The 26,791-nt window shown below is 54.3% G+C and carries 24 protein-coding genes; 8 read left to right on the top strand and 16 right to left on the bottom strand.

Annotated elements, in window-relative coordinates:
- Nucleotides 1–66 precede the first annotated feature (66 nt).
- Nucleotides 67–1,737, bottom strand: coding sequence for a peptidoglycan DD-metalloendopeptidase family protein (locus ACT3T6_RS13225; protein WP_192526691.1), 1,671 nt, complete (start codon nucleotides 1,735–1,737; stop codon nucleotides 67–69).
- 791 nt (nucleotides 1,738–2,528) lie between these two features.
- Between ACT3T6_RS13225 and ACT3T6_RS13220 the strand changes: the two genes are divergently transcribed.
- Together ACT3T6_RS13220 and ACT3T6_RS13215 are read left to right on the top strand one after the other, a co-directional pair.
- Entirely contained in the window at nucleotides 2,529–3,449 is a 921-nt protein-coding gene (locus ACT3T6_RS13220) for a LysR family transcriptional regulator (protein WP_192526692.1), read from the top strand.
- An 84-nt stretch (nucleotides 3,450–3,533) separates the two neighbouring features.
- A complete protein-coding gene (locus ACT3T6_RS13215) occupies nucleotides 3,534–4,535 on the top strand; it encodes a glutathione S-transferase family protein (protein ID WP_087108331.1) in 1,002 nt (333 codons plus the stop codon).
- 90 nt (nucleotides 4,536–4,625) lie between these two features.
- Here the strand turns inward: ACT3T6_RS13215 and ACT3T6_RS13210 are convergent, their stop codons facing one another.
- Nucleotides 4,626–5,108, bottom strand: a complete 483-nt coding sequence (locus ACT3T6_RS13210; RefSeq protein WP_087108333.1) for a PRC-barrel domain-containing protein — start codon at nucleotides 5,106–5,108, stop codon at nucleotides 4,626–4,628.
- A 123-nt stretch (nucleotides 5,109–5,231) separates the two neighbouring features.
- Nucleotides 5,232–5,429 (bottom strand): CsbD family protein, encoded by a 198-nt coding sequence (locus ACT3T6_RS13205; RefSeq protein ID WP_087108335.1) that lies wholly within the window; start codon nucleotides 5,427–5,429, stop codon nucleotides 5,232–5,234.
- A 541-nt stretch (nucleotides 5,430–5,970) separates the two neighbouring features.
- On the opposite strand from ACT3T6_RS13205, the gene ACT3T6_RS13200 reads away from it, so the two are divergent.
- Nucleotides 5,971–7,695, top strand: coding sequence for a DEAD/DEAH box helicase (locus ACT3T6_RS13200; protein WP_192526693.1), 1,725 nt, complete (start codon nucleotides 5,971–5,973; stop codon nucleotides 7,693–7,695).
- A gap of 124 nt (nucleotides 7,696–7,819) precedes the next feature.
- Nucleotides 7,820–8,530: a deoxyribonuclease V gene (gene nfi / locus ACT3T6_RS13195; protein WP_192526694.1), complete on the top strand. Its 711-nt coding sequence runs from the start codon at nucleotides 7,820–7,822 to the stop codon at nucleotides 8,528–8,530.
- A 34-nt stretch (nucleotides 8,531–8,564) separates the two neighbouring features.
- Here nfi and ACT3T6_RS13190 read toward each other — a convergent pair whose 3' ends face one another.
- On the bottom strand, nucleotides 8,565–9,281 hold the full coding sequence (locus ACT3T6_RS13190; RefSeq protein WP_193053458.1) for a glutamine amidotransferase: 717 nt from the start codon (nucleotides 9,279–9,281) through the stop codon (nucleotides 8,565–8,567).
- A 167-nt stretch (nucleotides 9,282–9,448) separates the two neighbouring features.
- On the opposite strand from ACT3T6_RS13190, the gene tpx reads away from it, so the two are divergent.
- Entirely contained in the window at nucleotides 9,449–9,952 is a 504-nt protein-coding gene (gene tpx / locus ACT3T6_RS13185) for a thiol peroxidase (RefSeq protein WP_087108345.1), read from the top strand.
- On the opposite strand, the gene ACT3T6_RS13180 is transcribed toward tpx, so the two are convergent.
- Both ACT3T6_RS13180 and ACT3T6_RS13175 read right to left on the bottom strand, forming a co-directional pair.
- Nucleotides 9,942–10,625 (bottom strand): gamma-glutamyl-gamma-aminobutyrate hydrolase family protein, encoded by a 684-nt coding sequence (locus ACT3T6_RS13180; protein ID WP_087108347.1) that lies wholly within the window; start codon nucleotides 10,623–10,625, stop codon nucleotides 9,942–9,944. The two genes, tpx and ACT3T6_RS13180, sit on opposite strands and share 11 nt — an antisense overlap.
- A gap of 58 nt (nucleotides 10,626–10,683) precedes the next feature.
- Entirely contained in the window at nucleotides 10,684–11,688 is a 1,005-nt protein-coding gene (locus ACT3T6_RS13175) for an amidoligase family protein (protein WP_193053995.1), read from the bottom strand.
- Between the two features lie 129 nt (nucleotides 11,689–11,817).
- Here ACT3T6_RS13175 and ACT3T6_RS13170 point away from each other — a divergent pair, with 129 nt between their 5' ends.
- Entirely contained in the window at nucleotides 11,818–14,169 is a 2,352-nt protein-coding gene (locus ACT3T6_RS13170) for a mechanosensitive ion channel family protein (RefSeq protein WP_193053996.1), read from the top strand.
- A gap of 11 nt (nucleotides 14,170–14,180) precedes the next feature.
- On the opposite strand, the gene ACT3T6_RS13165 is transcribed toward ACT3T6_RS13170, so the two are convergent.
- Together ACT3T6_RS13165 and ACT3T6_RS13160 are read right to left on the bottom strand one after the other, a co-directional pair.
- Nucleotides 14,181–14,594, bottom strand: a complete 414-nt coding sequence (locus tag ACT3T6_RS13165) for a hypothetical protein (RefSeq protein ID WP_193053997.1) — start codon at nucleotides 14,592–14,594, stop codon at nucleotides 14,181–14,183.
- A 52-nt stretch (nucleotides 14,595–14,646) separates the two neighbouring features.
- Nucleotides 14,647–15,717 carry a DnaJ domain-containing protein gene (locus ACT3T6_RS13160; protein WP_193054017.1) on the bottom strand — a complete coding sequence of 357 codons (1,071 nt, stop codon included), beginning with the start codon at nucleotides 15,715–15,717 and terminating at the stop codon, nucleotides 14,647–14,649.
- 111 nt (nucleotides 15,718–15,828) lie between these two features.
- Between ACT3T6_RS13160 and ACT3T6_RS13155 the strand changes: the two genes are divergently transcribed.
- Nucleotides 15,829–17,265, top strand: coding sequence for a hypothetical protein (locus ACT3T6_RS13155; protein WP_193053998.1), 1,437 nt, complete (start codon nucleotides 15,829–15,831; stop codon nucleotides 17,263–17,265).
- 113 nt (nucleotides 17,266–17,378) lie between these two features.
- Here the strand turns inward: ACT3T6_RS13155 and ACT3T6_RS13150 are convergent, their stop codons facing one another.
- The 8 genes from ACT3T6_RS13150 to ACT3T6_RS13115 all read right to left on the bottom strand — a co-directional run bounded on the left by ACT3T6_RS13150 (nucleotide 17,379) and on the right by ACT3T6_RS13115 (nucleotide 25,605).
- Nucleotides 17,379–18,503, bottom strand: a complete 1,125-nt coding sequence (locus ACT3T6_RS13150; protein WP_193053999.1) for an aminotransferase class V-fold PLP-dependent enzyme — start codon at nucleotides 18,501–18,503, stop codon at nucleotides 17,379–17,381.
- Between the two features lie 215 nt (nucleotides 18,504–18,718).
- Entirely contained in the window at nucleotides 18,719–19,126 is a 408-nt protein-coding gene (gene cdd / locus ACT3T6_RS13145) for a cytidine deaminase (protein ID WP_018919042.1), read from the bottom strand.
- Nucleotides 19,127–19,186: 60 nt separating this feature from the next.
- Nucleotides 19,187–19,912 carry a purine-nucleoside phosphorylase gene (deoD, locus tag ACT3T6_RS13140; protein WP_193054000.1) on the bottom strand — a complete coding sequence of 242 codons (726 nt, stop codon included), beginning with the start codon at nucleotides 19,910–19,912 and terminating at the stop codon, nucleotides 19,187–19,189.
- A gap of 32 nt (nucleotides 19,913–19,944) precedes the next feature.
- A complete protein-coding gene (locus ACT3T6_RS13135) occupies nucleotides 19,945–21,189 on the bottom strand; it encodes a phosphopentomutase (RefSeq protein WP_193054001.1) in 1,245 nt (414 codons plus the stop codon).
- Between the two features lie 27 nt (nucleotides 21,190–21,216).
- Complete coding sequence (gene deoA, locus ACT3T6_RS13130; protein WP_172118019.1) at nucleotides 21,217–22,545, bottom strand: thymidine phosphorylase; 1,329 nt, start codon at nucleotides 22,543–22,545, stop codon at nucleotides 21,217–21,219.
- 1 nt (nucleotide 22,546) lies between these two features.
- Nucleotides 22,547–23,338, bottom strand: a complete 792-nt coding sequence (gene deoC / locus ACT3T6_RS13125) for a deoxyribose-phosphate aldolase (RefSeq protein ID WP_172118018.1) — start codon at nucleotides 23,336–23,338, stop codon at nucleotides 22,547–22,549.
- Between the two features lie 86 nt (nucleotides 23,339–23,424).
- Nucleotides 23,425–24,708, bottom strand: coding sequence for a NupC/NupG family nucleoside CNT transporter (locus ACT3T6_RS13120; protein WP_172118017.1), 1,284 nt, complete (start codon nucleotides 24,706–24,708; stop codon nucleotides 23,425–23,427).
- Nucleotides 24,709–24,762: 54 nt separating this feature from the next.
- On the bottom strand, nucleotides 24,763–25,605 hold the full coding sequence (locus tag ACT3T6_RS13115) for an outer membrane protein OmpK (protein WP_412767870.1): 843 nt from the start codon (nucleotides 25,603–25,605) through the stop codon (nucleotides 24,763–24,765).
- Between the two features lie 304 nt (nucleotides 25,606–25,909).
- Here ACT3T6_RS13115 and ACT3T6_RS13110 point away from each other — a divergent pair, with 304 nt between their 5' ends.
- Nucleotides 25,910–26,701 carry a DeoR/GlpR family DNA-binding transcription regulator gene (locus ACT3T6_RS13110; RefSeq protein WP_193054002.1) on the top strand — a complete coding sequence of 264 codons (792 nt, stop codon included), beginning with the start codon at nucleotides 25,910–25,912 and terminating at the stop codon, nucleotides 26,699–26,701.
- Nucleotides 26,702–26,791 lie beyond the last annotated feature (90 nt).

The following is a 26,791-nucleotide window of genomic DNA, read 5'->3' as shown; positions in this document are numbered from 1 at the left end:
TTGGGGGCGGCATTGTTATAGGGTGTTAAAGCTTGGATTACAAAACTTGGATTACAAAAACCTGGATTACTCAGTATCGCTTTCTGACTGGTAGCCCGCCACGCTAATCGTGCCGGTTTCGCCACTTTCAAGCGCAGCAAGCATCGGCTCGGCCTGGCGTTGGAAGGCAATTAGTGTGTCGCCGTTTAAGCCCATGTTTTCAGGAAGGTCTATCGTCATTGCATTAACGGGCGAGTTATTAACGATGACCTCGTAATGCAGGTGAGGGCCTGTACTGCGGCCAGTGTTACCCGAAAGCGCGATGCGCTCGCCCATGGTGACGCGCTGCCCCTGGCTTACCAACTGCCGGGACAAGTGCAGGTAGCGCGTACGATAGCCATTGTCATGGCGGATAATAATATAGCGGCCTGCGGCTGGGTGGTTGGCAATTTTCTCAACACGGCCATTGGCGGGGGCAGTCACCGGCGTACCAATAGGCATTGCAAAGTCAGTACCGTTGTGCGGGCTGATCCGACCCGTTACCGGATGTTTACGGCGTGGATTGAAACCGGAGCTAAGGCGGTAACTACCGTCAAAGGGGTAGCGTGCAAAAGAGGGATCCAGGCTATTGCCTTCGGGCGTATAGAAGTTATTGTCGGTGGCATTACGTACGACAGTGAGGTCCATGCGCTCTCCGGCATACTTTACTGCTAGTACGCGGGAGCCCAGCGTTTCTCCATCAATCATGTCGGACTCAACCAGCACCTGGAATTGGTCGCCACGGCGACTGTCCCGGCGAAAATCAAGTTTCTTCTCTAGCAAGTGAGTAAGCTCGGTAACCGAGCTGCTGCTCAAACCTGTTGCCTGAGCTGAACGGGCGAAACTACCGCTAACACTACCCGCAAAAAGGCGTTGAACCGGCTCACCCTGTCGCTCAATAGACGTAATGGCGAAACTGTCAGTATCGCTTTCTATTAATACCCCGTCGCGCATGTTTTTCATCATGCGAAGCGCAAGCAGGCGGCCGTCCTCATCTAGCTGGTAGTCGAAGCTGTGGCCTGCACGCCAGTTTGTCAGCATTTGAGATTCTGGCATGTCATCTAACAGTGCCAGTACTTCGCTATAGCCTAGCCCCAGCTCATCTTGTGCCAGAACGGCAAAGGTTTCACCTGGCTCAACAAGGTGGGTCTTCCATTCAGGGGCATAGGGCTCTTCAGCAGCCAGTTCCAACTCAAGAAAAGAGACGTCATCGAACAGATCAATGCCGTAATCTTCATAAGAAGTAGCATCTGCGATTTCGACAGAGGACGACGGATCGATATCGAGCATGCCGCTTGAAAGTGTGCCTACGACAATCGACATATGCAGTGCGCCGTTATCGATTGCGCTGTCGTTGAGTACTGCACTGGGCGGCTGGTGTTCTGCTACCGCCGCATCCGCACTAGAGATAAGATCAAGATCAACGATTTCTGTTGCCGCTAAATCGCTAAGGGGAATATGTTCGCGGGTGGCATCAATGGCCCTTGAGGCGCGATTGATGGCATCAGCAACCGGCGCTCGTTCCTGACCAAGGGAAGGCAGACCTGGCGCTGAATCGCTGGGAAGCGGTACTAACACGCTTTCAAGCGGTGTATGGGGTTGGTTTAAATCGTGATACGTTGTAATTAATTTTTGTGCGCCCAGCACAGTGACCATTGTAGCCACAGGTAACAGTAACAACTTATGCGTGCGGGGCAGCGAATGAAGGATTCGCAACATGGGTAAATAGACCGCCGAGTTCGTGATCGAAAACGAATATGAAAGTAAACAAACCCCGGAACCATACCCCATGGAGCAAAAGGTGCATAGACTGTATGTCTATACATAAAAGATACTTTTGCTATATGAGCATAAGTAAATGGCAGATATCACTGTTTGTGAACACTGTTTGCTAACAAAGGTAAATAAAAGCTTGGATAAAGCGAGTCGGCTACCTCTGTGTATTGCATACTTCTGATCATGAAAAACATGAGAATTACTAACCTAACCATAGACAGGCAGAGAGTAGTGTAGAGGTTTTGTGGCGGTTAGGAGTGTCGGGTAAGTAAGGTCTAATAGGAATTATTATTGTTGTTGTTTGAAAACAAGAACTTAAGCTATTGTTAATATTAGTTAAGAATTTTTAGGTTGGGCGAAGATAATACCGTGAGCCGTGGATACTGTCTGTCAGACTTAAGGCGGGGTTAATCTTGACGTTTTTTTTGTAACAAAAGGTTAATTGCGGGTTTTTTAGCGTTTTAACGTGGTTAGGGCGTTGGCCAGACGAGCAATAGAGCGCGCTGCGTATTTGAGCGACGCAGATAAAACCAACATGCACTGGCAGGTCTTTGCTGATAGGCGCTTTCAAGCAAGCCCTTTCAAGCAAGCTCTTTCAGAAAGAGGCTGTATCGTGCCGGGTGGCATAAATAAGCGCTGAATAAGCGGTACTTTTTATTGATTACTGGCATTCTAGTGAGATTTTTTCGAAGATTAAGCGGATTGTATCGCTGTATAGCATCGAGGAAATCGAAATGTCCCGGGTAACACTTGCGCAATGGCAAATGCTGGCAGCCGTGGTAGACCATGGAGGATTTGCGCGTGCAGCGGAAGCGATCCATAAAAGCCCCTCTACGTTGAACCATGCCGTTCATAAGCTGGAAGAGCAGTTAGGTGTTCAGGTGCTTGAGCCGGTTGGGCGTCAGGTGCGCTTGACGGAGGCCGGTGAATTACTGCTGCGTCGCGCACGTCAATTGGTAGAAAGCGCAGCCTCTTTAGAAGATGTGGCGTCAAGGCTGGCGGCAGGCCTGGAAGCTGAAATTATCGTGGCAATCGAGCAGATATTCCCTGCGGCGGTCCAGGCGAAGGCGCTAGAGCGCTTCTCGGAAGAGTACCCACAAGTACGCGTGCAGCTACATGAGAGCGTGCTCCACGGTGGAATTGAAATGCTCTATGACGGCCGTGCAGACCTCGTGGTTTCGGGTATATCGGCGCAGGGTTTTTTAGGCGAGCCTCTGGTGCTCGTTCGCTTTATTGCGGTTGCCCATCCGGATCATGCCCTACACCAGTTGGGGCGATCACTGGACCTCCGCGATCTGGCGCAGCATCGCCAGTTGGTGGTTCGTGACTCAGCCTTGCGTCAGCCTTTGGATGCAGGGTGGTTAAAGGCCGAGCAGCGTTGGACGGTAGGTCATTTGAACACCTCTCTGGATATGTTAAAGCGTGGCCTGGGGTTCGCTTGGATGCCTGAATCCCATATTACAGAAGAGCTAGCGCGTGGCGAGTTAAAGCCGCTACCGCTTCCGGCGGGTGGCATACGTGAAGTACCTGTTCAGATGATTTTTCGGGATCGTGATCGTGCGGGGCCTGCCGCTCATGCCATGGCTACTGCGTTAAAGCAGGCGGTCGACGAACTCTATTCTCATGGTTCGATTATCTCGAATGAAACACCGTAAAACATCCGCTTGAGCATCTGTGCACCGGGGGTATGCTGAAGGTAGCGTCGTCAGATACTTATTACCCCCTTTAGGAGATGCCTTATGGGCTTGCTTGTTAATGGTGAATGGCACGACCAGTGGTACGACACGAAAAAGAGCGGCGGTGAATTTGTGCGTGAGTCTGCTCAGCTGCGTGATTGGGTCGGTGATCAACCGGGAACTGACGGGGCCTGCTATCCCGCTGAAAAGGACCGCTACCATCTATACGTTTCGTTAGCCTGCCCTTGGGCGCATCGCATCCTCATAATGCGTAAGCTAAAAGGGCTGGAGTCGTTGATAGGCGAGTCACATGTGAGCCCTTTGATGTTAAATAAGGGGTGGACCTATGAGCAGAATGAAGGCTCAAGCGGTGACGCCGTTAACGGCGTTGATTACCACTATCAGCTATACACCATGACTAACCCCACCTATACCGGTCGGGTAACGGTCCCGGTGCTCTGGGATAAAAAGCGAAGTGCCATCGTTAATAATGAGTCGGCCGACTTGTTACGTATATTGAATGTCGCGTTTGATGATCTTACTGGCAACCACTTGGATTTTTATCCGGAGGATTTGCGCGAACAGATCGATCAAGTGAATGCCGATGTCTATGACCATATTAACAATGGCGTCTACAAGACCGGTTTTGCCACCGAGCAGGCTGTGTATGAAAAGCATGTTCACGCGCTATTTGAAGCACTAGAGCGTGTGGAAAAACGCTTGGGTAACCAGCGTTACTTGGCGGGGGAGTGGCTAACAGAAGCGGATATCCGCCTGTTTACGACGCTGATTCGTTTTGATGCCGTGTATTACGGCCACTTCAAATGCAATTTTAAGCGTATTGAAGACTTTCCCAACTTGTCCAACTATGTGCGTGAGATCTACCAGTGGCCGGGGGTGGCTGAAACGGTTGATATGGATCATATAAAACGTCACTACTACTATAGCCACGATACGATTAACCCAACACGCATTGTACCCGCTGGGCCGCTGCTTGATTTTGAACGCCCCCATGATCGAGAGCGCTTGCCGGGACGTGGGGTACGTTCTAAGCAGAGCGCTTAGGCAGCCTGTTCAGCACAGCCGCCGTTGCAAACCAGAAGACCGCCGAAAAGGCGGTCTTCTGTTATTACGTTAGCTTGATGATTAACGGTGTTAATCGTGATCTGAAATGGCTTCACGTGTTGATTGCCAAGCGCTTTGTGCGCCATCGCGGGTAGTTTCCCACGCATCGCGCGCATTTACTTTGGTTTGTTCCCACCAGTCATGGTTGTAGGCAGGAAATTCTTCAACTTCTTCGGGGGTTGCATCAAGAATAATGCGGTGCTCGGTATCCCCGTCGCTCTCAGTGTGAGTTTCAAGCGAGAAGTAATCAGTGCCTACAACGATCTCACGACCACCAAGGCCTAATACGGCGCCACTCTCAATGACCAGCGCATTGATACGCATCTCTTCATCGAACAGAATATTATCGACTTCACCGATCTCATCGCCGGATCCATTGTTGAAGTAGACGTCAGCGTCAAGGATATCTTTAGCGGAGTACATGCCTTGGGGCTCTTCTGACGCTTGCACTCCGAAGGCCAGACTGCCTAGCAGGGCGGTACCGATAGCGGTGGTTAACATTGTCTTACGCATAGCTTCTCTCCATGTGGCTAAAATACAGAATGGTCAACAATTGGCTGCCCATTCATTACTCGTCACCAATAACTTGCAACGTTTGACTAAAATAGAAGCGAGTAGGCTTATGGCGCTGACGGGTTATAGCGTGTTGGCCCAATCATCAGCACGTCTTTCAGCTTCTTCACGCGTCAGACCATATTTTTGCTGAAGCTTGCCCACTAGCTGATCTTTCCTGCCACCAATCTGATCAAGCTCATCATCGGTAAAGTCGCCCCAGCTAGTGCGTGCTTTACCTTTCATTTCCGTCCACTTGCCTTCAATTTGATCCCAGTTCATACATCACTCCTTGAATGGCTGAACGTGTTGAGGCATCTAATTAAGTTAGACGATGTTTACACAAGTGCAAGTGAAGATGTTTGTTTTGGGTGAAGTAAAAGAAGGTGAAGTAAAAAGGCTGGTCATTCATTATTTGAGGTGTTAGGATGCGCGCTCCTCGCATGTGTTGACCCCTCCATCACGACGATAAGCGATGTCTACGTAGTTTTTATATTTGATGCGTAGCAAGGCTTGCTGGAACATCTCTATGATTGCAGATGTTCATTGCTGTGAAGATGGCGCGCCTCCAGCATTTCACCAAACGGGTGAAATCGGCGCAGAAGGTCGCCACAGCGGTTGGCCCTTTATATAGATTTGAAAATATATAGGTTTGCCAGCCGTATGCCAGGTGCGACCGGCGTCTCCGACTCCACTGATGACATTATCCGCTTATTGACGGAACCTGTTTTTCGATGCTGCCTTTTAGCGCACGTCGATGTCAGAGTCAGAGACGCTTACGATGCTCTTTTGCCGGTACTGCCGGCCTACCAAGGTGTGATTAATGACCTCGACTTCTGTCGCCTCGCCGAGCTTCGGCGATCTGGCTCTATTGCCTGCCGTTCTGTCTGCTGTTGAAGCACAGGGCTATGTAACCCCTTCACCTATCCAGGCGCAAACTATTCCTGCGTTGCTGGAAGGTCGCGATATGCTGGGCCAAGCACAAACGGGTACCGGTAAAACCGCAGCATTTGCTTTACCGTTATTGTCACGACTGGAACTTCAACGTCGTGTACCCCAAGTATTAGTCATGGCCCCAACCCGCGAGCTTGCTCAGCAGGTGGCAGCCTCATTTAGTAAGTATGGCCAAAACCTGCAGGGCCTTGAAGTGGCAATCCTGTGTGGTGGCCAAGAGTACCGTGAGCAGTTAGGCGCGCTGAAGCGCGGTGCCCAGGTTATCGTTGGCACCCCCGGCCGTATTATTGATCACCTGGATCGCGGCAGCTTGAAGTTGGACGGCCTGTCAGCACTCGTGTTAGACGAAGCTGATGAAATGCTGCGCATGGGCTTTATCGACGACGTTAAACGCGTGGTCGCCGATACCCCGAAAGATGCACAGCGTGTGTTTTTCTCGGCCACACTGCCAACTGAAATTGAGCGCATTGTTAACCGCTACCTGGTTGACCCGGTAAAAGTGGCGATTGAGTCGCGCACGACCACTGGCGAAAACATTGAGCAGCGCATTGTACGCGTTGACGGCGGTGCCAAGCTTGAAGCGCTGGCACGTATTCTTGAAGTCGAGCCGGTCGATGCCGCTATTGTCTTCGTACGTACTCGCGCCGCTTGTACTACCCTGGTTGAGCAACTGACGGCTCGTGGCGTCAACGCCGCTGGCCTGTCCGGTGACCTGGACCAAAGCCTGCGCGAGCGTACGATTACTCGCCTGAAGCGTAGCAAGGTCGACGTACTGATTGCGACTGACGTTGCTGCCCGTGGTCTTGACGTGCCGCGCATTACGCACGTTATCAACTACGATCTTCCGCAAGATGCAGAAGCGTATACGCACCGTATCGGCCGTACTGGTCGTGCTGGTCGTAGCGGCATCGCGATTACCTTTGCCGGTTTCCGTGAAGGTCGTAAAGTAGGCTGGATGGAGCAGGCAACCGGTCAGAAAATGACCGAAATGCCGCTGCCTGACGAAGCTGCTATTCGCGCTCACCGTGACGAAGTTTTCCACCACCGTGTGGTGGCAGCGCTTACCAAAGGTGCAGAAGAGCAGCAGGCACTGGTAGAGCGCCTGGTAGAAGAAGGTCACGACGCTATTCAGCTGGCCTGCGCCTTTGCTGCCATGGCACGTGCTGATGAAGCGCCGATTGGCCGCTTGCAAGCGCCGCGTAAAGAGCGTGCACCGCGTGAAGGTGGCAGCGCCAAGCCAGGTGCTCGCCGTGAGCGTGGCGAACGTGGTGAGCGTCCGCGCGCACCTAGCGAAGGCATGACTCGCTACCGTGTATCCGTTGGCCATAAAGATGGCGTTAAGCCTGGCCAGCTGGTTGGCGCGTTAGCGAATGAAGGCGGCATTGAAGGTGCGCGTATCGGTCGTATCGATATCCGTAACGCCTTCTCAGTGGTTGAGCTGCCTAGCGGTTTGCCTTCCACTATTCTGACCAAGATGGCCCGTGCTCGTGTCGCTGGTCGTCCGTTGGAAATCAGCGAAGACCGTGCGCCTGAGCGTGCTCCGCGCCGTCGTCGTGATGATGGCGATGCGCCGATCCGTCGCCGCGAAGCGTAATCGCTTAAGCATGCGATAGCGGTATTAACCGCGCCTAAAATGCCCTCGTACCGGTTTCCGGTGCGGGGGCATTTTTTTGCTACGCTAAAAGATGACACACCAAAAAAGCGACAGGGAGTCGACAGTGAAAGCAGCCTTGCATGAATGGAACCTGGCGCCTAAAGAGGCTATCGCGCTTCAGAAAGAGCTTGCTACACGGTTAGAGTCTGATGACCGTATTGCGCCGGTAACGCACATCGCCGGGATGGATATTGGCTTTGAAGACAACGGAGATACCACGCGGGCAGCCGTGGTGGTGCTCAAGTGGGACCCACAAACAGCACCTGACTTAACGCTTGTTGAGCACGTTGTTCATCGTGAGCCGACGCGAATGCCGTATATTCCAGGACTGCTCTCTTTTCGCGAAATACCGGCGGCTCTGGGCGCCTTTGAGCAGCTCAATATACTGCCCGAATTAATCATGGTGGATGGACAAGGGATCGCCCACCCCAGAAGGCTCGGGATCGCCGCGCACTTGGGGTTGTGGCTGGACCTGCCTACCATCGGCGTTGCCAAATCACGCCTTTACGGCAAGCACGATGAGGTAGGCGAGGTACGTGGGGATTGGGTGCCACTGCGAGCCGGTAACGAGACGATTGGCGCCGTACTGCGCTCGCGTGACAAGGTGAAGCCGGTATTTGTCTCGCCTGGCCACCGAATTAGTCTTGAAACATCGCTTGATTGGGTAATGCGTTGCCTGGGGCGTACCAAGTTGCCAGAGCCTACCCGCTTGGCCGACAGGTTGGCTTCAAGGCGCGACCAGCATGTCAAAAAGCCACAGAATTTGCTGTTTTAAGATGTCTGGCCCACGTGACCATGTGATGAGCGTTTTATAAAAGCGTGATAAAGCGCTTGAGTAAGCTTGTAGCCTCCTGTGTTTCAACCACCTGAGCGGCAATTGCCTCTGCGTCTTGTTGCTGTTCAAGCAGCACTTCGCGCTGATGCGCTATATAAGCGCGCATGACAGGTACAGTGAACTCAGGGTGAAACTGCACGCTCCACTGGCGCGGTCCGTAACGCAGTGCCTGGTGCGCATCGTGGGAATTACAGGCCAGCACCTGGGTATTGGAAGGCAACCCTAACACAGACTGCGCATGGGTCAGGTGGGCCATGAAATGTGCGGGTAACTGGCTAAACAGGGGGTCTTGAAGGCCCGCATCCGTCAGCGTAACGCTATGCGTACCCAGCTCACGCCCCTTGGGATGGAAGTCGCTGACACCTCCAAAAGCCGCTGCCATTAACTGATGGCCGTAGCAAACGCCTAACATGGGAATGTCCGCTTGAAGCGCCTCCTGTAGCCAGGGTTTTAAGCGTTCGCTCCAGGGCTCTTGGTGGCTCACCATGCTGTGGGAGCCAGTAATGAGAATGCCTGCCAGCGCGTTTAGCGGTAGCGGCGAAGACTCCGTTCGGGCGTCCCATACGCGAAGTGTTAAATGCTCAGGCAGCGTATCGTTTAGCTGTTGCCCAAAGAGGGTTTCAAAGTCACCGTGCTGTTCGGCAACGTCAGAAAATGCATCGCCGGTTTTAATAATGACGACAGAGGCCATATTGATTCCTGTGAAAAAAGGCAGCCTGGTGCGCACACTGTTGATGCGAGCACCAGGGGGATAAAGCATGTCATTATGCGACAGGGCGAATAGGATGTAACCGCCATTCAGTGAGTAACGCCAATAATGAGCGATCCTGCTCATTAAGCTTTAATAAGGAGATGACAATGCAACACGTGACGCGTGCCGGTGAACCGATGGATGTCGCCGGGGTAATACCTTCCGTTGATCAAGCCGCGCCAGAGATGGTATTAACCGATGGCAATCTTCAAGACGTAACGCTGGATACCTACGCAGGCAAGCGGAAAGTCCTCAATATAATTCCCAGCGTCGACACGCCGACCTGCGCCATGTCGACACGGCGTTTTAATGAGCTTGCTTCTAATTTGGACGATACCGTGGTGTTGGTGGTGTCAGCTGATTTGCCCTTTGCCGCTCAGCGATTTTGCGGTGCGGAAGGGTTGGACAATGTTAAAACGCTTTCCACCTTCCGCCATCCCGAGTTTTTAGAAGCCTGGGGTGTCGCGCTGCGTAATAACCCTATGGAGGGCTTATGTGCACGTGCCGTGGTGGTGCTGGATAGCGATAATCGCGTACTGCATAGCGAGCTGGTCAGTGAAATTAAAAACGAACCGAACTACGATGCGGCGCTGGCCGTACTTACGGCGTAGCTGACTGCTGACAACGTTTAGCGGCCTCCAGCAGCGCACTAATCAGGCGTTGCTGGGGGCGATTAAATATCAGCCATTCGGGGTGCCATTGAACCCCGATTAAAAAATCATGTTCGCGCGATTCGATGCCTTGCACCAGGCCATCACGGTCACGCGCGACAATCTCTATCCCTTGGCCCGCTTGGTTAACGGCCTGATGATGAAGGCTATTTACCCGGCACCAGGTGACGCCGAGTAGTTGATACAGTTGGCTTGCCCCCACGATATCGACCGTCTTACGGGGAAGTACCGTGCGTCGACGTTTTAAGCCTTCGTGGGTGGTGTAAATATCGGGGTCCAGCGTGCCGCCTAAATGCACGTTGATTAATTGCGCACCTCGGCAAATACCCAAAACGGGTGTGTTTAAGGGAATGAATCGTTCGAGCAAGGCAAGTTCTAGGGCGTCGCGTGCTGGGTCAAGACGTACATCCAACTGGAGTTCACCGCCGTAAAGGGTCGCCTGAATATCATCGCCACCGCCAATAATTAACCCATCCAGATACGCTGGCAACGGGCGGGAAGGGGATAGCCGTAAGGGTTTTCCGCCATGCCGCCATACGGCAAACCAGTCAAACCACCAGGCAAGGTGGCTTTTATAATCCGAGGTGGTAATTCCAATAAGCGGCCGTTGCATTCAGATAGGTTCTCTTGAGTCGTCAAAAATAGCCGTGCTGCTGACATGGAACGCTGTCTTAACGGCGCATCCACGTTGTCAGTTTGTCTTTTAAGCGCATCATGAACGGTCGATTTTGCTTGGCGATATATTCATCACAGCGTGTTTGAAGACGCGGAGTGTCCGCCGCGAGTTGTTCCACTTCAACCCAGCGGTTCCATTCCACTACTGCCCCCCAGCCTGGCTGAGAGAGCTGTGTATTGGGTAATCGGTAATGAAACGCGGGACGCGGCTTTATAAGTTTGGTATGCAGCAGCGCGTGAGGATGCTCTGGACACAAATATGCAAATAATGGCAGTAGGTCAAACTCACGATTTCGCGTGGCGTTATAGTGCAGGTAATCGTTAATAAACGATGCAAGGTCTGGTTGGTAGCGCCTATCCAGCACCTTTAATGCGTACTCCTTGGGGAAAGGATTAGCATGGGGCAACACTTCACGGGTGATATCCACTTTGATCTCATCGCGCAGCCAATGGGCCAGCAAGAGATAAGCACGCAGCACCGCCAGCAGGTAGTCAACGTCCAGACGCGCTACCTCCAAATTAAGGTGCAAACCAAAACCATACAGCAGGCTAGCATCCGTGCCTTTTGCACCCTGGTCGCGTAATGCCTGAAAAATAGTATCCAGCTCTTCAAGTTCATTCCACGGCACCGGCGGACAAATAAGCTCGGTGGGCACCAGGCCTGTTACCATGTCGCCAATAAATTCGCGGGTCTTTTGGTGAAATTCCAGGCGGCGCTGGTGCCGATGCCGCTCCCATTCGCTATCCTGGTTGGCCTGCTCTTCAAGCAATGCCTGATCGGGGTGGGCATACTGGGTGTCAAGCTCAATGCCAAATACACCCCAGCGGGTTCCCTCAACCAGTAGCCGGTGGGGGCTTACCACGTTAAGCTCACCTTTAAACAGATCGCGGACCACTAATGCCGTGTCGTGGGGTGGCAAGCCGGCAAATTCGATCTCAATGCCCACACGGCGTACCTTACCGTCGCTATTTAACCGGTTTGGGGGAGCTTGCAGCGTCATCTCGGCATCCTGTGAGGTGAACGTTTAGACCATCAGCCTATCATAGTCGCGCAGGTAGGCTGAGCGGATTCCGGGAGGCGAGAGGGAGTAGGCGCGGTGTCATTTTTGAATCCATTTTAGGAGCATGGTGTGCGACAGCACTGGATAATTAACACTGCCATTTACATTGCGTTAACGGTACTGGTCAGCGTAATGGCGGCTCAGGTTCAGGCCCAGGTCGTCTCGCTTTCCGGTTTAAGTGGAAATGAGCCGAACCAGGAAGAAGAGGTCAGCAGTGATGAATTCCAACGCTCGCTGAATGATGTTATCGCCATGCTCGACAATGAAGAGCAGCGTACGGCGCTGCTTAACTCGCTGCGCGAGCTACAGGTAACAACGGATGCTACTCAAGAGGAAGGCATCGTACGCCAAGGGCTGCTGGGCGCGCTTGCCGACACGCTAACGGATCTCGGTGAGCAGGCCCAAGCAGGCAACTCACCGATTGATGAGTGGTCACGGCAACTGGTGCAAGGGGCCGCTGATCTGCGTGCCTTAAATGCTGGCACGGACCGTGGGCAGGCGATCCGCGAAGTTGTTGACGGCGCAGTGATGGGGATTATCTGGGTCACGCTGCTGGTACTGATGATTGCCTTTGGCCGCTTGGTTGCGACGCGCCGAGAGTGGCCCCTGGATTTGCCTCGTGACCCCAAGGCGTGGCTGCTGGCGGCGCATTTTCTACGCCGCATGCTGCCTTGGGCACTGGCCTTTGCGATTATCCTGGGCATTGCCCAACTGCTGCCCTACAGCCCTGGGCGCACGGTGGTGTTGGTTATTGCGTATGTCTGCCTGTTTGGGCGTGCGTTATCGGTAGTGTTCGAGACCGTCATTGCCTTCTTTAGTCGAGGGCACCGCTTTACCGCTGTGCAGCTGTTGCAGCAGCAGGCACTGCGTGGGCTGTTTGTGATCGGGGCGTTGATCGCTTTGGGCGATGCGGTAAATTCAGCGCGCCTGGTGGATCTACTGGGGACCGAACTCTCAAGCCTTGTCTCGATGCTGTCCAATATGCTGGCCGCGCTGCTGGCTGCGCGCTTTATTATCAAGTTCAAGCAGCCAGTACGCCATCTCATTTGTAATCGGCCCTATAAGCAGCGCCGGGAGGCCAGCACGGCCGTTGAGATGGTTCGTACCCTGGGCGGCTTATGGCATATCCCGGCACTGCTACTGGTGGGCGGCTCGTTATTGGCTATTTTTATCACCGTGGGCGATGTCGGGACCGCGCTGGCACGTTCGATAATTTCTGCGAGCTTGCTGGTACTTACCCTGGTGGTTACCGGGTTGATACGCCGTCAATCCGAGCGCTTGAGTAAGCGTCGCCGTCGGCGCTTTAGCCAGTACCGAAAACGCCTCGAGCGCTTTGGGTTTGTGTTGGCGCATATCTGTTCATGGATGGTATTTGCTGAACTCTCCATGCAAGTGTGGGGAGGATCGCTGTTTGGGCTAGGTCAAGAAGCGGTGGCCAGTACGCGTATCGGCCAAGCGCTGGTTAGCCTGGGGGCGACAATTTTGTTGGCATGGTTGGTGTGGATATTTGCCGACACGGCCATTCAGCGGGCGCTGACTTCCTCGGGCCGCGCTCGGGGTCGGCGGGTTAACCAGGCGCGGGCGCAAACCATTACGCCGATGATTCGCAACGTGATCTTTGTCGCCATTTTGATTATCGCGTTTATTGTCGGGCTGGCTAACCTGGGGGTGAACGTGACACCGCTGCTGGCGGGTGCCGGTGTGATCGGCTTGGCGATAGGTTTTGGCGCACAGACGTTGGTTCAGGATTTGATTACCGGCATCTTTATTCTGATTGAAGATTCGTTGGCGGTAGATGATTTTGTGCGCATCAACAACCATATGGGAACGGTAGAAGGGCTGACTCTGCGTACCGTGCGGTTACGCGACCTGGATGGCGTGGTACATATTATTACCTTCAGTCGTATTGAATCGATCCACAATATGTCGCGTCAGTTTGGTATTGCGCTAATGCGGATACGCATTCCCTATGATATGAAAATTGATGATGCCATTACGCTAATGCAGGAAACCGCCCAGGAGCTGCGCAATGACCCGATGATGCGTCATTACATCTGGTCGCCGCTTGAAATGCAGGGGGTCCAGGGATTTGAAGAGGGCTGCCCTATCTTGCGCATGCGCTTTCGGACCGCTCCTGAAATGCAATGGGATGTTTCGCGGGCCTTTAATCTACTGCTTAAACAACGGATGGAAGCGCAGTCCATCGATTTGGGTGTGCCGCGTCTAAGTGTCAGCATGGAAGCGCGCTCAGAAGACCATATGGAGCCGACCGGAGGCACCGACCTATCGCTTGATAATGGGGAAGCCACAACGGGTGAGCACGAGGCCAATAAAAAGCCTGCACCGCCCAAGCCCGCCCCGCAGCCTACTCAAGCAGAGATAGAGCGTGATGAGGGGAGGACGTATCGCGGCTCACCTTAAGCCGCAATCGTCTAGCTCAAGGTGAGTCCCAGCGCAATCCCCAGGCCTGTACCGATGGTGAAAATCGCAATGAGTAGCCAAGCGCCGCGCAAGCCACGCCAACGGTTGTAGAGTTTTACGACGTGGCTGACGCGGTCGACCAATTTATCGTGACGGGAAACTATCTCGTCAGGCGGTACTGAAAAATCGTTGGCAACATCATCCTGCCAATGGGCACCGTGGGTTAGCCCAAGCTGAGTACGCAGCTGCCCAATGTCGCTCAGCGTGGCGTGCAGCTTATCGTAGTCTGCACGCCGCTTGGCGACGGCGAATGCGGCTTCCGCATCCTGGCGCAAAGCGCTGTTGGGGCAGCGAGCAACGGCTTGCTGTAGCTCTTCATTGTTTGCTTGGGGTGGAACGTTAAGGCGTTGGTACAAATCCCGCATAGGTGCATTGTTCTTTTAAGGTTGGAGGTTAACACCAGAGAGTGTGCCTATTTTACCGATAGGTTTGCATCAAGTAATCATAGGCGCTTTTTATACGTTGAAAACGTGCTGAAGCAAGGGCAATTTGATGTTCACTTTGGGTATAGAAGCGATCCGGATGGTGTAGCTGTGCCATGCGCCGGTAGGCACGGCGCACTTCTGCTTGGGTAACGCCAGGTGATAATTCCAGTACCGCCAAAGCGCGGGTGGTGCGATCAGGTGGCGGCGGTGTGGACGAGCGCTGTTGATGGCTGTGCTGATAGCCTTGGCGTGAACCTTGGTATGAGCCCTGCTGTGAGCCTTTTTGCGAACCGCTTTTCGAGTTTTGTTGCTGGCGTTTTGCGCGCTCACGCTCCTCTTTTTTGCGCCGAGCATGTTCCTGCTGCTGTCGAGCCTTTTCGTTGCGCGCTTGGTCTTTACGCGCTTTGTCGTCACGAGACTTGTCGCTGCGGGCTCTCTCACGTTCGGCCTTTTCCTGGGCTTTCGAATGCGCGCGTTGGGCCTCTTCTTCCTGGCGCCTTTTTTCCTGCTGTTCGGCTTTTTCCTGCGCTTCGCGGGCCTGGCGGGCAGCCTCTTCAGCCTTGCGTGCTTGCTGCGCGTAATAGTCAGCGTCATGGACACGCCAATAGGCGTCGCGGCTGGGATCTTCCGGCAGAGCGAGCGCGCGTCCTGTAAGCTCTTTAAATAGCGTGCCAAGTGTTGTGGGCAGCACATTGAGCAAATCTGCCACGAACCGCAATATATAATGGTTCGACAGAGAAAGGTCGCCATTGTCGGTTGCCACTGTGATGGCTTGATGCATGACGCCAAGGCTATGCTCTTCAGAGCACTCCTTGCGAATGACTTCAGCGGCAAGCTGAATAGCCTTGAGGTCGCGCTGCCGCGCAATATGCATGACTGGCGCCAGTTCATGCCCATGACGAAAGTGCGCACACACCTGGGCCAAACGGCGTCGCCGTTGACCTTCTGAAACGTGTTGGCGGTGTACCAATATCCAGGCCAACAGCAGTAGCTTTGCCGTATCCACTTGGCTGCGGCTTTGCAGTAGCAGCAGCTCAAAGGGGGAGAAACGGGCAATGGGCATTCCCAGGCTCCAAAGGGTAAAAGTAAACCATTCCCGCATGAAGCGGACCACCATGACAATTGGTGTCATGGTATATCATCGCTCAAGGCAATGAAGTAGGAGATTGACCAGGTGATTAACGTCGAGCGTAAAAATAGCTACCAGCTACGCCTTACACGGCGGCTCAAGGAAGAGACATCGCATAGGCTTGACGTCTATCTTTTTGTACCTGGCGAGCTGGGTTTAAATGCTCACGTCATCTCGGAAGAGGCATTTTATCACTCATCCATTAGTGTCTCGCGGACGTACTATAGCGATGCCTACCACCTGCCGCTAGTGCATAGCCGGCTCGCCAGCCGTAATCAGTTGGGCAGCGAATCCTACCGATTAAGCTTAAGTCTTTATGCGTATCAGTATGTGACTGCCATGGAGCGGACGACTCAAAAAATGCTGGTCCGTGAGCGCAAACTGCGTAGCGAACGGCAAAAAGAGTCCAGCGATGTGCAGACGCTAAGAGAAGAGCTGTGTGAGCAACTGAATGAAATGCAGAAGCTCAGCGAAAGCATTTTAAGGAAGATGCGCCGCAATCAACCCACGGATGAGCGTTTATACAAATATTTTGCCAATATTGATAACTATCTCTCCTGGTTTACTGAGCAGCAGCTGCTGTCACTAGTGGCCTATATGCCAAGAGGTGGCGAGTTTAGTGATATCAAGCGCCAGTTTATCAATGTTTGCGAACGTGAAAGTGAGTATCGACGCGAACAGAAGTACAACTCAGAGCGTGTGATGGAAGACCCGACACGCATGTCGAATAAAATGCGCTTGCTACGACGCTTGATTGAATATCCGATTACCTTGAAGCAGGAGGCGCTGGAGTTAGGCGGCGGTGAGCAAAAAGCTGTAAAAGCGTTGGCAACCGCACTGGTAATGGCCTGTGTCACGCTGGGAGTATTGCGCGTACGCGAAGTCGTTGGCGATATTACGGCGCTGTTTGTGCTTGCCATGGCGCTGCTGTATGCCTTGCGTGAAGTGTTTAAGGACGACCTGCGCAATACGCTTTGGCGCCTGCTGCGTCGGGGGCGGCCAAAATGGCGTCGCCAATATGTTGACCCCACGCGTAATGCACTGGTGGGGCGTCAGCTTGAATGGTTTGATTACAAGCGCTACACCGCCCTGAATGAAGACATCAAACAGATGCGAAGACGGACCGTGGCTGAGCGGGAAGAGGATGTGCTGCATTACCGCTCCAGTTCGCGTATGTCGCCCACGCGGTTTTTGAGTGGTTACGAGCATACGCGAGAGACGCTGTATATTGATCTCTTGATGCTGACCCGCTTAATGAGCAAAGAGAAGCATCATATCTTTCGGTTAAAAGATGGCCAGGCCGTACGTGAAAGCGTTGAACGGCGCCATTTGTTCAACCTGGTGGTGCGCGAAACCGGCAGTGAAGATGCCCCTTACCTGGCGCGTTGGAAGGTGGTGGTTAGTCGTTCGGGCATTGTCGATGTCGAAAAAGTTGCTGAAAGTGGCGTCTCAGAAGGCACATCCAGTGAGCTCAGTCCTTAAGTGCAGCCTCTGCGCATACGAGTGCCAGCCAGCTGCAGGCGATTCACTCAGAGGCGCCCGAAAAGACGCCTCTGAGCGGATATAGTCAGCGTTAAGCACTGTGTAACGGCTGATTAATTGAATGAATCAAGGGCCTTTTCCAGGTTGTCCACGCTGCGTTTAGTGTGATGCAGTTTATCCAGCCCAAACAGGCCGATACGAAAGGTCTGGAAGTTATCACCTTCATCGCACATTAAGGGCACACCGCCCGCCACTTGAACGCCTGCTTGGGCAAACTTGCCGACAAGCCCGGCGTCCTCGGTGTAGCTGACCACGACACCCGGCGCTTCGAAGCCGTTGGCGGCGACACTGATAAACCCGTGGCGTGCGAGCATGTCCCGAACGCCCTGACCAATCGCCTGCTGCTCTTGCTTCACCTTGGCAAAGCCGTATTCACGAGTCTCCTGCATGATATCGCGCAGCTGGCGCAAGGCATCCGTTGGCATGGTGGCGTGGTAGGCATGTCCACCGTTTTCGTAGGCCTGCATGATCGCGTGCCATTTGGCTAAATCGCAGGCAAAGCTATTGCTTTGCGTTTCGCTTAAGCGCTGTGTGGCGCGCTCAGAAAGCATGACCATGGCGCAGCAGGGTGAGCCGCTCCAGCCTTTTTGCGGTGCGCTGACCACCACATCGATGCCCAAATCCTGCATATCCACCCACAGGGTGCCTGCGGCAATGGCGTCCAGCACAAACAGGCCACCCACCTCACGCGTCGCTTGTGCCACGGTGCGAATATAATCGTCGGGCAGCAGTAAACCCGCAGAGGTTTCTACCTGGGGGGCAAACACCACAGCGGGTTTTTCCTGGCGGATACGCTCGGCGGTTTCTTCCGCAGGTACAGGCATAAACGGCGACTGCGGGTCATCAGCCGTCATGCGGCGTGCTTTGAGCACTGTGTGTTGGTCGGTTAAACGGCCCATCTCGATAATTTGCGTCCAGCGGTAGCTAAACCAGCCGTTACGAATCACCAGGGTTTTCTGGTCCAGGGCGAACTGACGTGCGACCGCTTCCATGCCAAACGTCCCGCTACCGGGAACAATGGCCGTTGCATGGGCGTTATAGACCTCTTTCAGCGTGGTCGAAATATCGCGCATGACGCCTTGAAACTGCTGCGACATGTGATTGAGCGAACGGTCGGTATACACCACCGAGTATTCAAGCAGTCCGGTGGGATCAACGTTGGGCAGTAGGGCCGCCATGGCGTTCTCCTTAATGAGTAAGCGTACAGTTCACGCGAGATAAATTGCCTTACAGGGTTTGAGGAATTAGAGCCCGAGGAAATAGAGTACGAGGAATTGTTAGGCGAGGCCAGTGCTGGCAGTGTGGTTCGTAAGGCAATAAAAAACCGCCGTCATGAAGACGGCGGCAGAGTGACAACCAGCCTGATGCGGCTAACCGCAGTAATGAATGCGGCCTAGCGTTGAGGCAATTGCTCGGGGCCAAAGGCGTCCGGCAGTAATGTTTCCATGGTGTAGGTTTTGAGCACCTCACCCTGGCGGGAGATAACCATGATTTGCGTATCGGGGGTAGCGAACTCACGAATACGCTGACGGCAATCCCCGCAGGGCGTGCACAGGTGCTCGCCTGGCCCCATTACATACACCTTGGCAAGCTCGCGCTGGCCAGCGGTTACCATCGCACTAATGGCCGATGCTTCTGCACAAAGCCCCTTGTAGTGAGCAACTTCGACGTTAGCGCCTACAAACTGCTGGCCGTCCGGGCACTCCATGATGGATGCCACCGGGTGGTCGGAGTAAGGGACATAGGCATTGTTCAGTGCATCAAGCAGTGTGTTGACCAGCGCGGAGTCTGCTTGGCTCATGGATGATTCCTCGGTTTAACCCACTTAGGCATTGTGAACCACTTGGGCATTGTGACCCACTTAGGCGTTGGCGGCGTCATCACGCAGGACGGTATCCAGCGCGATGATCATCATATCGTTGAACGTCGTTTGACGATCGGCGCTGGAGAGCGCTTCACCTTTCAAGATATGATCCGATACGGTGCAGATGGTCAGTGCGCGGGCACCGAACTCGGCGGCAACGCCGTAAAGGCCAGCCGCTTCCATCTCAACGCCTACAATGCCGTAGCGCTTCATCAGCTCGGCCATATCGGTCTGCGGGTTGTAAAACAGATCGGCGGAGAAAATGTTGCCCACTTTCACCGGCACGTTTTGCGCTTTGGCGGCGGCTACGGCGTGGCTTGTCAGCTCAAAATCCGCAATCGCGGCAAAGTCGTGGTCGTTAAAGCGCATGCGGTTCACCTTGGAATCCGTGCACGCACCCATGCCGATCACCACATCACGAACGTTAACGTCGTCGCGTACTGCGCCGCAGGAGCCTACGCGAATAATCGACGTCACGCCGTAATCGGTAATCAGCTCTTTGGCGTAAATAGAGACCGATGGAATACCCATGCCGTGGCCCATCACGGAAATTTTGCGGCCTTTATAGGTGCCGGTATAGCCCAGCATGCCACGCACGTCGTTCACCTGACGCACGTCATCAAGGTAAGTTTCGGCAATGAACTTGGCGCGCAGCGGGTCGCCGGGCATCAACACCGTATCCGCGAAATCACCCTGTTCAGCATTAATATGCGGAGTAGCCATGTGGTTTCCTTATGTCTTGTTAAATAGCGTCATCAGGCAGCATACGATAGAAAGCTTTTGCCATCGTCCATTGCGGGAAGGGCGAAGTAATCCGCCAGTGTCTGGCCAATATCGGCAAACGTATCGCGCGCGCCCATCGGCCCAGGCACGAACCCAGCGCCGCTGACCATCACAGGAACGTATTCGCGCGTGTGCTCAGTACCTTCCCAGCTTGGGTCGCAGCCGTGATCCGCGGTAAGAATCAGCAGATCGTCACTGTTCAACGCAGCCAGCAGCTCCGGCAGGCGAGCGTCAAAGTGCTCAAGGGCGGCCGCGTAGCCCGGCACGTCACGGCGATGACCGTAGACCGAGTCGAAATCGACAAAGTTGGTCATGATCATGGTCGGGCGGTCGCTGGTTTCAGCAGCGGTGCGCGCCACTTCACCCAACGTCGCGTCCATCAGTGCATCGTGGCCGCTGGCTTTGACCTTGTGGGTAATGCCGCAGTGGGCGTAGATATCGGCAATCTTGCCAATCGATACCATTTCACCACCGGCATCGGCGAGCTTTTGCAGTACCGTGGGCGAAGGCGGCTCTATGCTGTAATCGCGACGGTTACCGGTACGCGCAAAGCTTGCGCTGTCTTCACCTATAAACGGGCGGGCAATTACCCGGCCGATATTGTAAGGCTCCAGCAGCTCACGCACGGTTTCGCACAGCGCGTAAAGGCGATCCAGGCCAAAGTGCTCCTCGTGGGCGGCAATCTGGAAGACCGAATCCGCTGAGGTATACACAATCGGTTTGCCGGTTTGCACATGCTCATCACCCAGCCGGGCGATGATCTCGGTGCCTGAAGCATGGCAGTTGCCGATCACGCCGGGCAGGTCGGCTGCCTGAACAATCTTGTCCAGTAGCTCTTGTGGAAAGCTTTCAGCCTTGTCGCTGAAGTAGCCCCAATCAAAACGCACCGGCACGCCAGCGATTTCCCAGTGGCCGGACGGGGTGTCCTTGCCGCTGGAAATTTCCTGGGCGTGGGCGTAGGCGCCTTCAAGCACCTCGGGGAGGGCAACGCCTTCGGCAACCGTGCCGGTGCTATCCCGGTGGGCATGAAACAGGCCAAGTTTGGCCATGTTGGGCAGCTTCAAAGGACCCGAGCGCTCAGCCGTATCGGCGTCGCCACGCGCGCAGGCGGCAGCGATGTGGCCCAAGGTGTCCGAGCCTTCATCGCCAAAGGCGGCAGCATCGGCAGCGCTGCCAATGCCGAAGGAGTCTAGTACCAGCACAATTGCACGTTTCATGGCGTTTTCCTCGTCAGGCGGTGCTCATTAAAGCGCTTCACCGCGATAGGTTTCTTGAAGCAGTGAATCAATCGTCGCTTCGCCCGTGCCAATGGTGATGGCAGCACGCAGCTGGGCAGCGGCGCGGTCAGCTGCTTCATCGCTACGCGCGTGAACGAAGGCTAGCGGCTGCTGGCTATCCACTTGGGTGCCCAGCTCGGCAATCGCACTAAAGCCCACGCTATGATCGATACTGGCGTCGTTACGCAGGCGGCCACCGCCCAGTTCCACAACGCTCATGCCCACTGCGCGGGTATCGATGCGCAGCACATTGCCCGACTGCTCGGCATATACGGGTTTGACCACGTTGGCTTTGGCAAGGTAGCTGTCAGAGCGCTCCATAAAGTCACCCGGGCCGCCCAGCTCACGTACCATGCGTGCGAATACTTCGGCTGCGGCACCTGAGGTCAGGGCTTTTTCAAGCTGGCTCAGGGCGTCTTCACGGCTTTTCGCCAGTTTGCCTGCCATAAGCATTTCAACCGCCAGCTCACGAGTGACTTGCATCACGCGGCTGTTGGGGCGCTCGCCGCGCAGCAGCTCTAGTGTCTCAACGATTTCAACCGCGTTGCCCGCGCACGGTGCCAGCGGCTGGCTCATGTCGGTCAATAGGGCTGTCGTCGGCGTACCGGCCTGGGTGGCGACCGAGGCGATGCTTTTGGCAAGCTCGTGGGATTTTTCGGTGGTGGGCATAAACGCGCCACTGCCGACTTTGACATCCATAACCAGTGCATCGAGGCCGGAAGCAAGCTTCTTACCCAGAATGGACGCGGTAATCAGCGGAATGGACTCAACCGTGGCGGTAACGTCACGCACGCCGTAAATGCGCTTATCCGCCGGTGCCAGGTTGCCGGTCTGGCCGATGATCGCCACACCAGTGGACTTCACCACATCACTGAAGCGCTCAGGAGCTGGGTAGGGGTCGTAGCCGGGGATCGACTCAAGCTTATCCAGCGTACCGCCGGTGTGGCCAAGGCCACGGCCTGAAATCATCGGTACAAAGGCGCCACACGCCGCGACCCACGGGCCGAGTACCAGAGACACCAGATCACCCACGCCGCCGGTGGAGTGCTTATCGACCACCGGGCCTGGCAGGTTTAAGGAGTCCCACTGCATGACGTGGCCGGAGTCACGCGTGGCGGTGGTTAGGGCTACGACTTCCTCACGGCTCATGCCGTTAAGAAATACCGCCATGGTGAAGGCGCCAATCTGAGCATCGCTGATACGGTCATCGGCAATGCCCTGGACAAACGTTTTGATGTCCGCTGCTGCCAGCGGGTTGCCATCACGTTTTTCGCGAATTAATTCCTGTGGGAGCATATTAGTAGCCTTCCTGTGGTGCTGCGCTTTCTACGCCGCCCAGTGTGTTTAATAAATTGGCTAAAAGACTCGATGCACCAAAGCGAAAATGTGCTGGTGTAATCCATGCACTGCCCATGATGTTGCTTGCCAGTGCCAGGTACTCAGCGGCTTCTTCTGTGGTGCGCACGCCGCCTGCGGCTTTAAAGCCAACGTCTTTGCCGCTTGCCTTAATCGCGTTCAGCATAATTTCGGCGGCTTCCAGCGTGGCGTTGGTGGCCACTTTGCCGGTAGAGGTTTTAATAAAGTCGGCGCCGCCTTCAATAGCAAGCTCGCTAGCACGTTTGATAAGCGCTGGGTCTTTGAGTTCGCCTGACTCGATAATGACTTTTAACAGGGCCTGGTCTGCGCAGGCGGCTTTACACATTTCAACCAGCTCAAGGCCGGTTTCTTCGTCACCTGCCATCAGCGTGCGGTAGGGGAACACCACATCGACTTCGTGGGCGCCAGAGGCAACGGCATCACGGGTTTCACGGGCAGCCGCCATAATGTCATCGCCGCCATTCGGGAAGTTGGTAACGGTCGCGATTTTTACCAGCTCGTTGAGTTTGTGGGCAGTCAGCGCACGTTGAGCGGTAACAATAAATTGCGGATAGACGCAGACGGCTGCCGGGTTGCCGTAAGGCGTTTTAAGCTGCTGGCAAAGCGCTTCAATCGTGCTGTCGGTGTCGCTGTCATTCAGGCTGGTCAAATCCATTAAGCTCAGCGCTTGGCGGGCGGCCTGGATGGCGTGGGGAGAGGCTGTCGCGGTCATTGGATTCTCACAAAATTGATAAAAGACAAAACGGGCACTGCGAGATCAAACAGCAGCGCCCGTTGCATGGTGTCGTACTCGCTGCGTTATGTCGTAATACTGCTCAGCGAGATGAAGAAGCCAGCAATAGTGGCTGACATTAAATTGGACAGTGTACCGGCCAGAACGGCTTTGCCCCCAAAGCGGGCAATTTCAGCGCGACGGCTCGGTGCAATACTGCCTAAACCGCCCAACAAAATAGCGATTGAGGACAGGTTGGCAAAGCCGCACAGGGCGAAAGACAAGAAGGCCGTGGTATGAGGCGTCATTAATTGACCCGTCGCGGCAACCACCTGCTCCCCATCAATGTAGGGGGCCAGGTTAATAAAGGCGACGAACTCATTAACCACTAGCTTCTGGCCAATAAAGGAGCCCGCAACGGTGGCTTCAGCCCACGGCACACCCAGCATGAAAGCCAGCGGAGCAAACAGCCAGCCCAGGATCATTTCAAGGCTCAGCGACTCAAATCCAAACCAGCCGCCAACGCCTCCTAAAATGCCGTTGATCAGTGCGATCAAGGCAATAAAGGCCAGCAGCATGGCGCCAACATTGGCCGCAAGCATCAGGCCAGAGGTAGCGCCTGAGGCAGCAGCATCCAGCACATTGGCGGGTTTGTTTTCCTGCTCTTGAAGCTCTTCCTCGACTTTAGAGATGCTGTCGCTGTCAGTTGCGTCCTGGGTTTCCGGCATGATCAGCTTGGCGAACAGCAGGCCCCCAGGAGCTGCCATAAACGACGCTGCGACCAGATACTCCATGGGAATGCCCAGCTGCGCGTAACCGGCAAGTACCGAACCCGCTACCGAAGCAAGGCCACCGCACATAACGGCAAACAGCTGCGAGGGCGTCATGCGAGCAATAAACGGGCGTACCACCAGCGGCGCTTCGGTTTGGCCTACGAAGATATTGGCGGTCGCAGAAAGCGACTCCGTACGCGACGTGCCGAGCGCTTTTTGCAGCCCGCCACCCAGAATACGAATCACCCACTGCATGATGCCCATGTAGTAAAGCACAGCGATCAGCGAGGAGAAGAAGATAATGACCGGCAGGACCTTGATCGCGAAGATAAAGCCAACGTTATCCACATCAGCCAGGCCACCAAACAGAAAGCCAATACCATCGTTGGCGTAAACCAGTACCTGGCTTACTCCCATGGAAATGGTTTGCAAAATGGTTTGCCCAAACGGCACATAGAGGACAAACGCCCCGATGGCTGCCTGGATGCCAAAAGCGCCCAGCACGGTGCGCAAGCGAATTGACTTACGGTCGTAAGAAAAAATCAGAGCGATAGCCACCAGAGTGACCATGCCAACCAAGCTCATAAGGAGGGTCATATGGGAATCCTTTGAGTCCGCTAAGGGGGCTCGTTTAAAGTAAGTTGAGCCTGCTTAAAGTATGTTGAGCTTGATAGAGTAAATCATCGCGTTTTGATAAGCATTCGGCGTGCCGAGCTTATTCTCCGAGTAGCGATACTGAACGCCCGTTGTGATCAAATCGCTGGGGTGCCACCACAGGCTCAGCGCACCGTTGGTGCCTATGCTTCCGGCTTTGCCACCTACATAGTTCTGTTCCAGGTAGTCACTGTCGCGGCCAAACGTTTGCTCGTGCCAGTTGGTGACGCTGAAGTTTTGATTAAGGGCGGCGAAGTCATAGCCCGCGACCCAGCCAGCCATGTAGCCGTTCATGCCAGTATAGCTTTCGCTCTGAACGCGTGCTGCGCCAATAAAGGGTTTAAACCATAAACCGTTGGCGAACGTGGTGCGGTAGCCCAAGCCCAGGATTTGGTCTTGTTCGCGGCTGTTATAGCCGTAGTCACGGAAGTCGTACACGTGGGCGTACAGCGACAGCGGGGTATCCCCCAGGTAAATGTGTGACGTTACCTTGCCTGCCGTGCGGAAGTTATCTTTACCGCTGCTTGATTCATCGAACTGGTCGTTGGTCGGGTTTTCGAAATCAAAGAAACCGTAGAACTCGCCCCAGCTAAAGCCCGCGCCGCCTTCTATCTCTACGTAGGTGAAGTCACTTTTTGCCGCGTTGGAGGCCGTGCGGCGCTCGGTACCGTTAGACCAGTCGAGGTAGTTAACCGAGACATTGGCAAAGGACCAAAGAGGTGTCGTCGGCTGGGGCGGCGCATCGGCAGCTATTGCCGGTGTTGCCAGTGCCAAGCCAGCGGCTAAAACGCCAACGCTGGTGGTGAATGAAAACGTACGCATTGAGATCGGAGCAGTCATGTAAGCCTCAAGAGGGGTTGCCACAGTTTGGCCGTCGTTAGAATTATGTGGGCTGGCGGAAATGTTATAATTATAACATTGCATGTTATTTTTTTAACGCCCATTTGCAATAAACTCACACCAATGCTTATTGGATGCTGCTATCGGGGTATCGCAGGAGGGCTTGCATGTTCCAGACGTTAAGTTTGCGGCTTTAATGTCACGGCCATAGGCTAAGCACGCCGTTGAGTAACAAGGGTCATGGCACCCGCCATGCACGACACATTATAAAGTGAATAATAACGGTAATGAGGAGACGCCTGGTATGAGCGACCGTAGCGCCCAGCGGTTGGCATTGCTTCAGGAAACGCTTGCCGGTGGTGGTACGTTGCATTTACGTGACGCCGCTAGTTTATGCGGTGTTTCAGAAATGACCATACGCCGCGACCTTTCAACGCAGCCTTCTGCGTTAACGCTGCTGGGCGGAAGGTTGGTAATGGCAAGTTACCCAAGTAACACTCCTGCGTACGATTTGGCGGAGCAGCAAGCCAACGACTATCCGTTAAAGCACTTGCTCTGCAAGCGGGCCGCAAGCTTTATTGAAGAGGGCGATACGCTGTTTATTGATTGCGGCTCAACGCTGGTGCCTCTTTTGGGACAGCTGGGGAATTTTCATGAGCTAACGGTGGTGACCTATGCGTTAAATGTCGCCACGGCGGTATCGACGCTACCCAATGTGCGTTTGGTGCTATTGGGCGGGCTATTTTATGCGTCATCACAATCATTTGGCAGCGATGACATGCGCGCCGCCATTGAGCGTATCGGTATCAATAAGGCATTTATTTCCGCTGCTGGGGTTGATTGCACGCGAGGCGTTAGTTGTTTTCACTTTCATGAAGTAGCCCCCAAGCAGGCGGCTATTGCCTGTGCTGCGCAGCGCTTATTAGTAATCGACGCGAGTAAAATCGGCATGATTCGCCCCGCCTATTTCGCATCATTGAACGATTTTGACATTGTTGTGACTAATGAGGGTGCTGCGCCCGCATTATTTACCCATTTTACGGGGCGTGTGCTTACCCACCTTTCTGTTTCATCTACTTATGAACAACCGCGTTAAGAGGGTGCGGCTAGGTGCGTCAAATCGTCGCTTTGATTCGTTGCCTGGATCAAAGGAAGATACGCCGGTTAGAGCGGGCCTCCTTCATGT

Origin of the sequence: Halomonas sp. 72 (genome assembly GCF_052379785.1) — a bacterium.
GTDB classification, from domain to species: domain Bacteria; phylum Pseudomonadota; class Gammaproteobacteria; order Pseudomonadales; family Halomonadaceae; genus Vreelandella; species Vreelandella citrativorans.
This window is presented reverse-complemented; position numbering and strand designations above follow the sequence as displayed.

Bases quoted from the DNA above. Each gene is read 5' to 3' on its own strand.
- ACT3T6_RS13115 (WP_412767870.1), bottom strand. From the start codon at position 25,605: ATGACTGCTCCGATCTCAATGCGTACGTTTTCATTCACCACCAGCGTT.
- ACT3T6_RS13160 (WP_193054017.1), bottom strand. From the start codon at position 15,717: ATGCCCATTGCCCGTTTCTCCCCCTTTGAGCTGCTGCTACTGCAAAGC.
- deoD (WP_193054000.1), bottom strand. From the start codon at position 19,912: ATGGCTACTCCGCATATTAATGCTGAACAGGGTGATTTCGCGGATACG.
- ACT3T6_RS13215 (WP_087108331.1), top strand. From the start codon at position 3,534: ATGGGCTTGCTTGTTAATGGTGAATGGCACGACCAGTGGTACGACACG.
- tpx (WP_087108345.1), top strand. From the start codon at position 9,449: ATGCAACACGTGACGCGTGCCGGTGAACCGATGGATGTCGCCGGGGTA.
- ACT3T6_RS13205 (WP_087108335.1), bottom strand. From the start codon at position 5,429: ATGAACTGGGATCAAATTGAAGGCAAGTGGACGGAAATGAAAGGTAAA.
- ACT3T6_RS13175 (WP_193053995.1), bottom strand. From the start codon at position 11,688: ATGACGCTGCAAGCTCCCCCAAACCGGTTAAATAGCGACGGTAAGGTA.
- ACT3T6_RS13190 (WP_193053458.1), bottom strand. From the start codon at position 9,281: ATGGCCTCTGTCGTCATTATTAAAACCGGCGATGCATTTTCTGACGTT.
- deoC (WP_172118018.1), bottom strand. From the start codon at position 23,338: ATGACCGCGACAGCCTCTCCCCACGCCATCCAGGCCGCCCGCCAAGCG.
- ACT3T6_RS13180 (WP_087108347.1), bottom strand. From the start codon at position 10,625: ATGCAACGGCCGCTTATTGGAATTACCACCTCGGATTATAAAAGCCAC.
- ACT3T6_RS13135 (WP_193054001.1), bottom strand. From the start codon at position 21,189: ATGAAACGTGCAATTGTGCTGGTACTAGACTCCTTCGGCATTGGCAGC.
- ACT3T6_RS13210 (WP_087108333.1), bottom strand. From the start codon at position 5,108: ATGCGTAAGACAATGTTAACCACCGCTATCGGTACCGCCCTGCTAGGC.
- deoA (WP_172118019.1), bottom strand. From the start codon at position 22,545: ATGCTCCCACAGGAATTAATTCGCGAAAAACGTGATGGCAACCCGCTG.
- ACT3T6_RS13200 (WP_192526693.1), top strand. From the start codon at position 5,971: ATGACCTCGACTTCTGTCGCCTCGCCGAGCTTCGGCGATCTGGCTCTA.
- cdd (WP_018919042.1), bottom strand. From the start codon at position 19,126: ATGAGCCAAGCAGACTCCGCGCTGGTCAACACACTGCTTGATGCACTG.
- ACT3T6_RS13110 (WP_193054002.1), top strand. From the start codon at position 25,910: ATGAGCGACCGTAGCGCCCAGCGGTTGGCATTGCTTCAGGAAACGCTT.
- ACT3T6_RS13120 (WP_172118017.1), bottom strand. From the start codon at position 24,708: ATGACCCTCCTTATGAGCTTGGTTGGCATGGTCACTCTGGTGGCTATC.
- ACT3T6_RS13220 (WP_192526692.1), top strand. From the start codon at position 2,529: ATGTCCCGGGTAACACTTGCGCAATGGCAAATGCTGGCAGCCGTGGTA.
- ACT3T6_RS13150 (WP_193053999.1), bottom strand. From the start codon at position 18,503: ATGGCGGCCCTACTGCCCAACGTTGATCCCACCGGACTGCTTGAATAC.
- ACT3T6_RS13165 (WP_193053997.1), bottom strand. From the start codon at position 14,594: ATGCGGGATTTGTACCAACGCCTTAACGTTCCACCCCAAGCAAACAAT.
- ACT3T6_RS13225 (WP_192526691.1), bottom strand. From the start codon at position 1,737: ATGTTGCGAATCCTTCATTCGCTGCCCCGCACGCATAAGTTGTTACTG.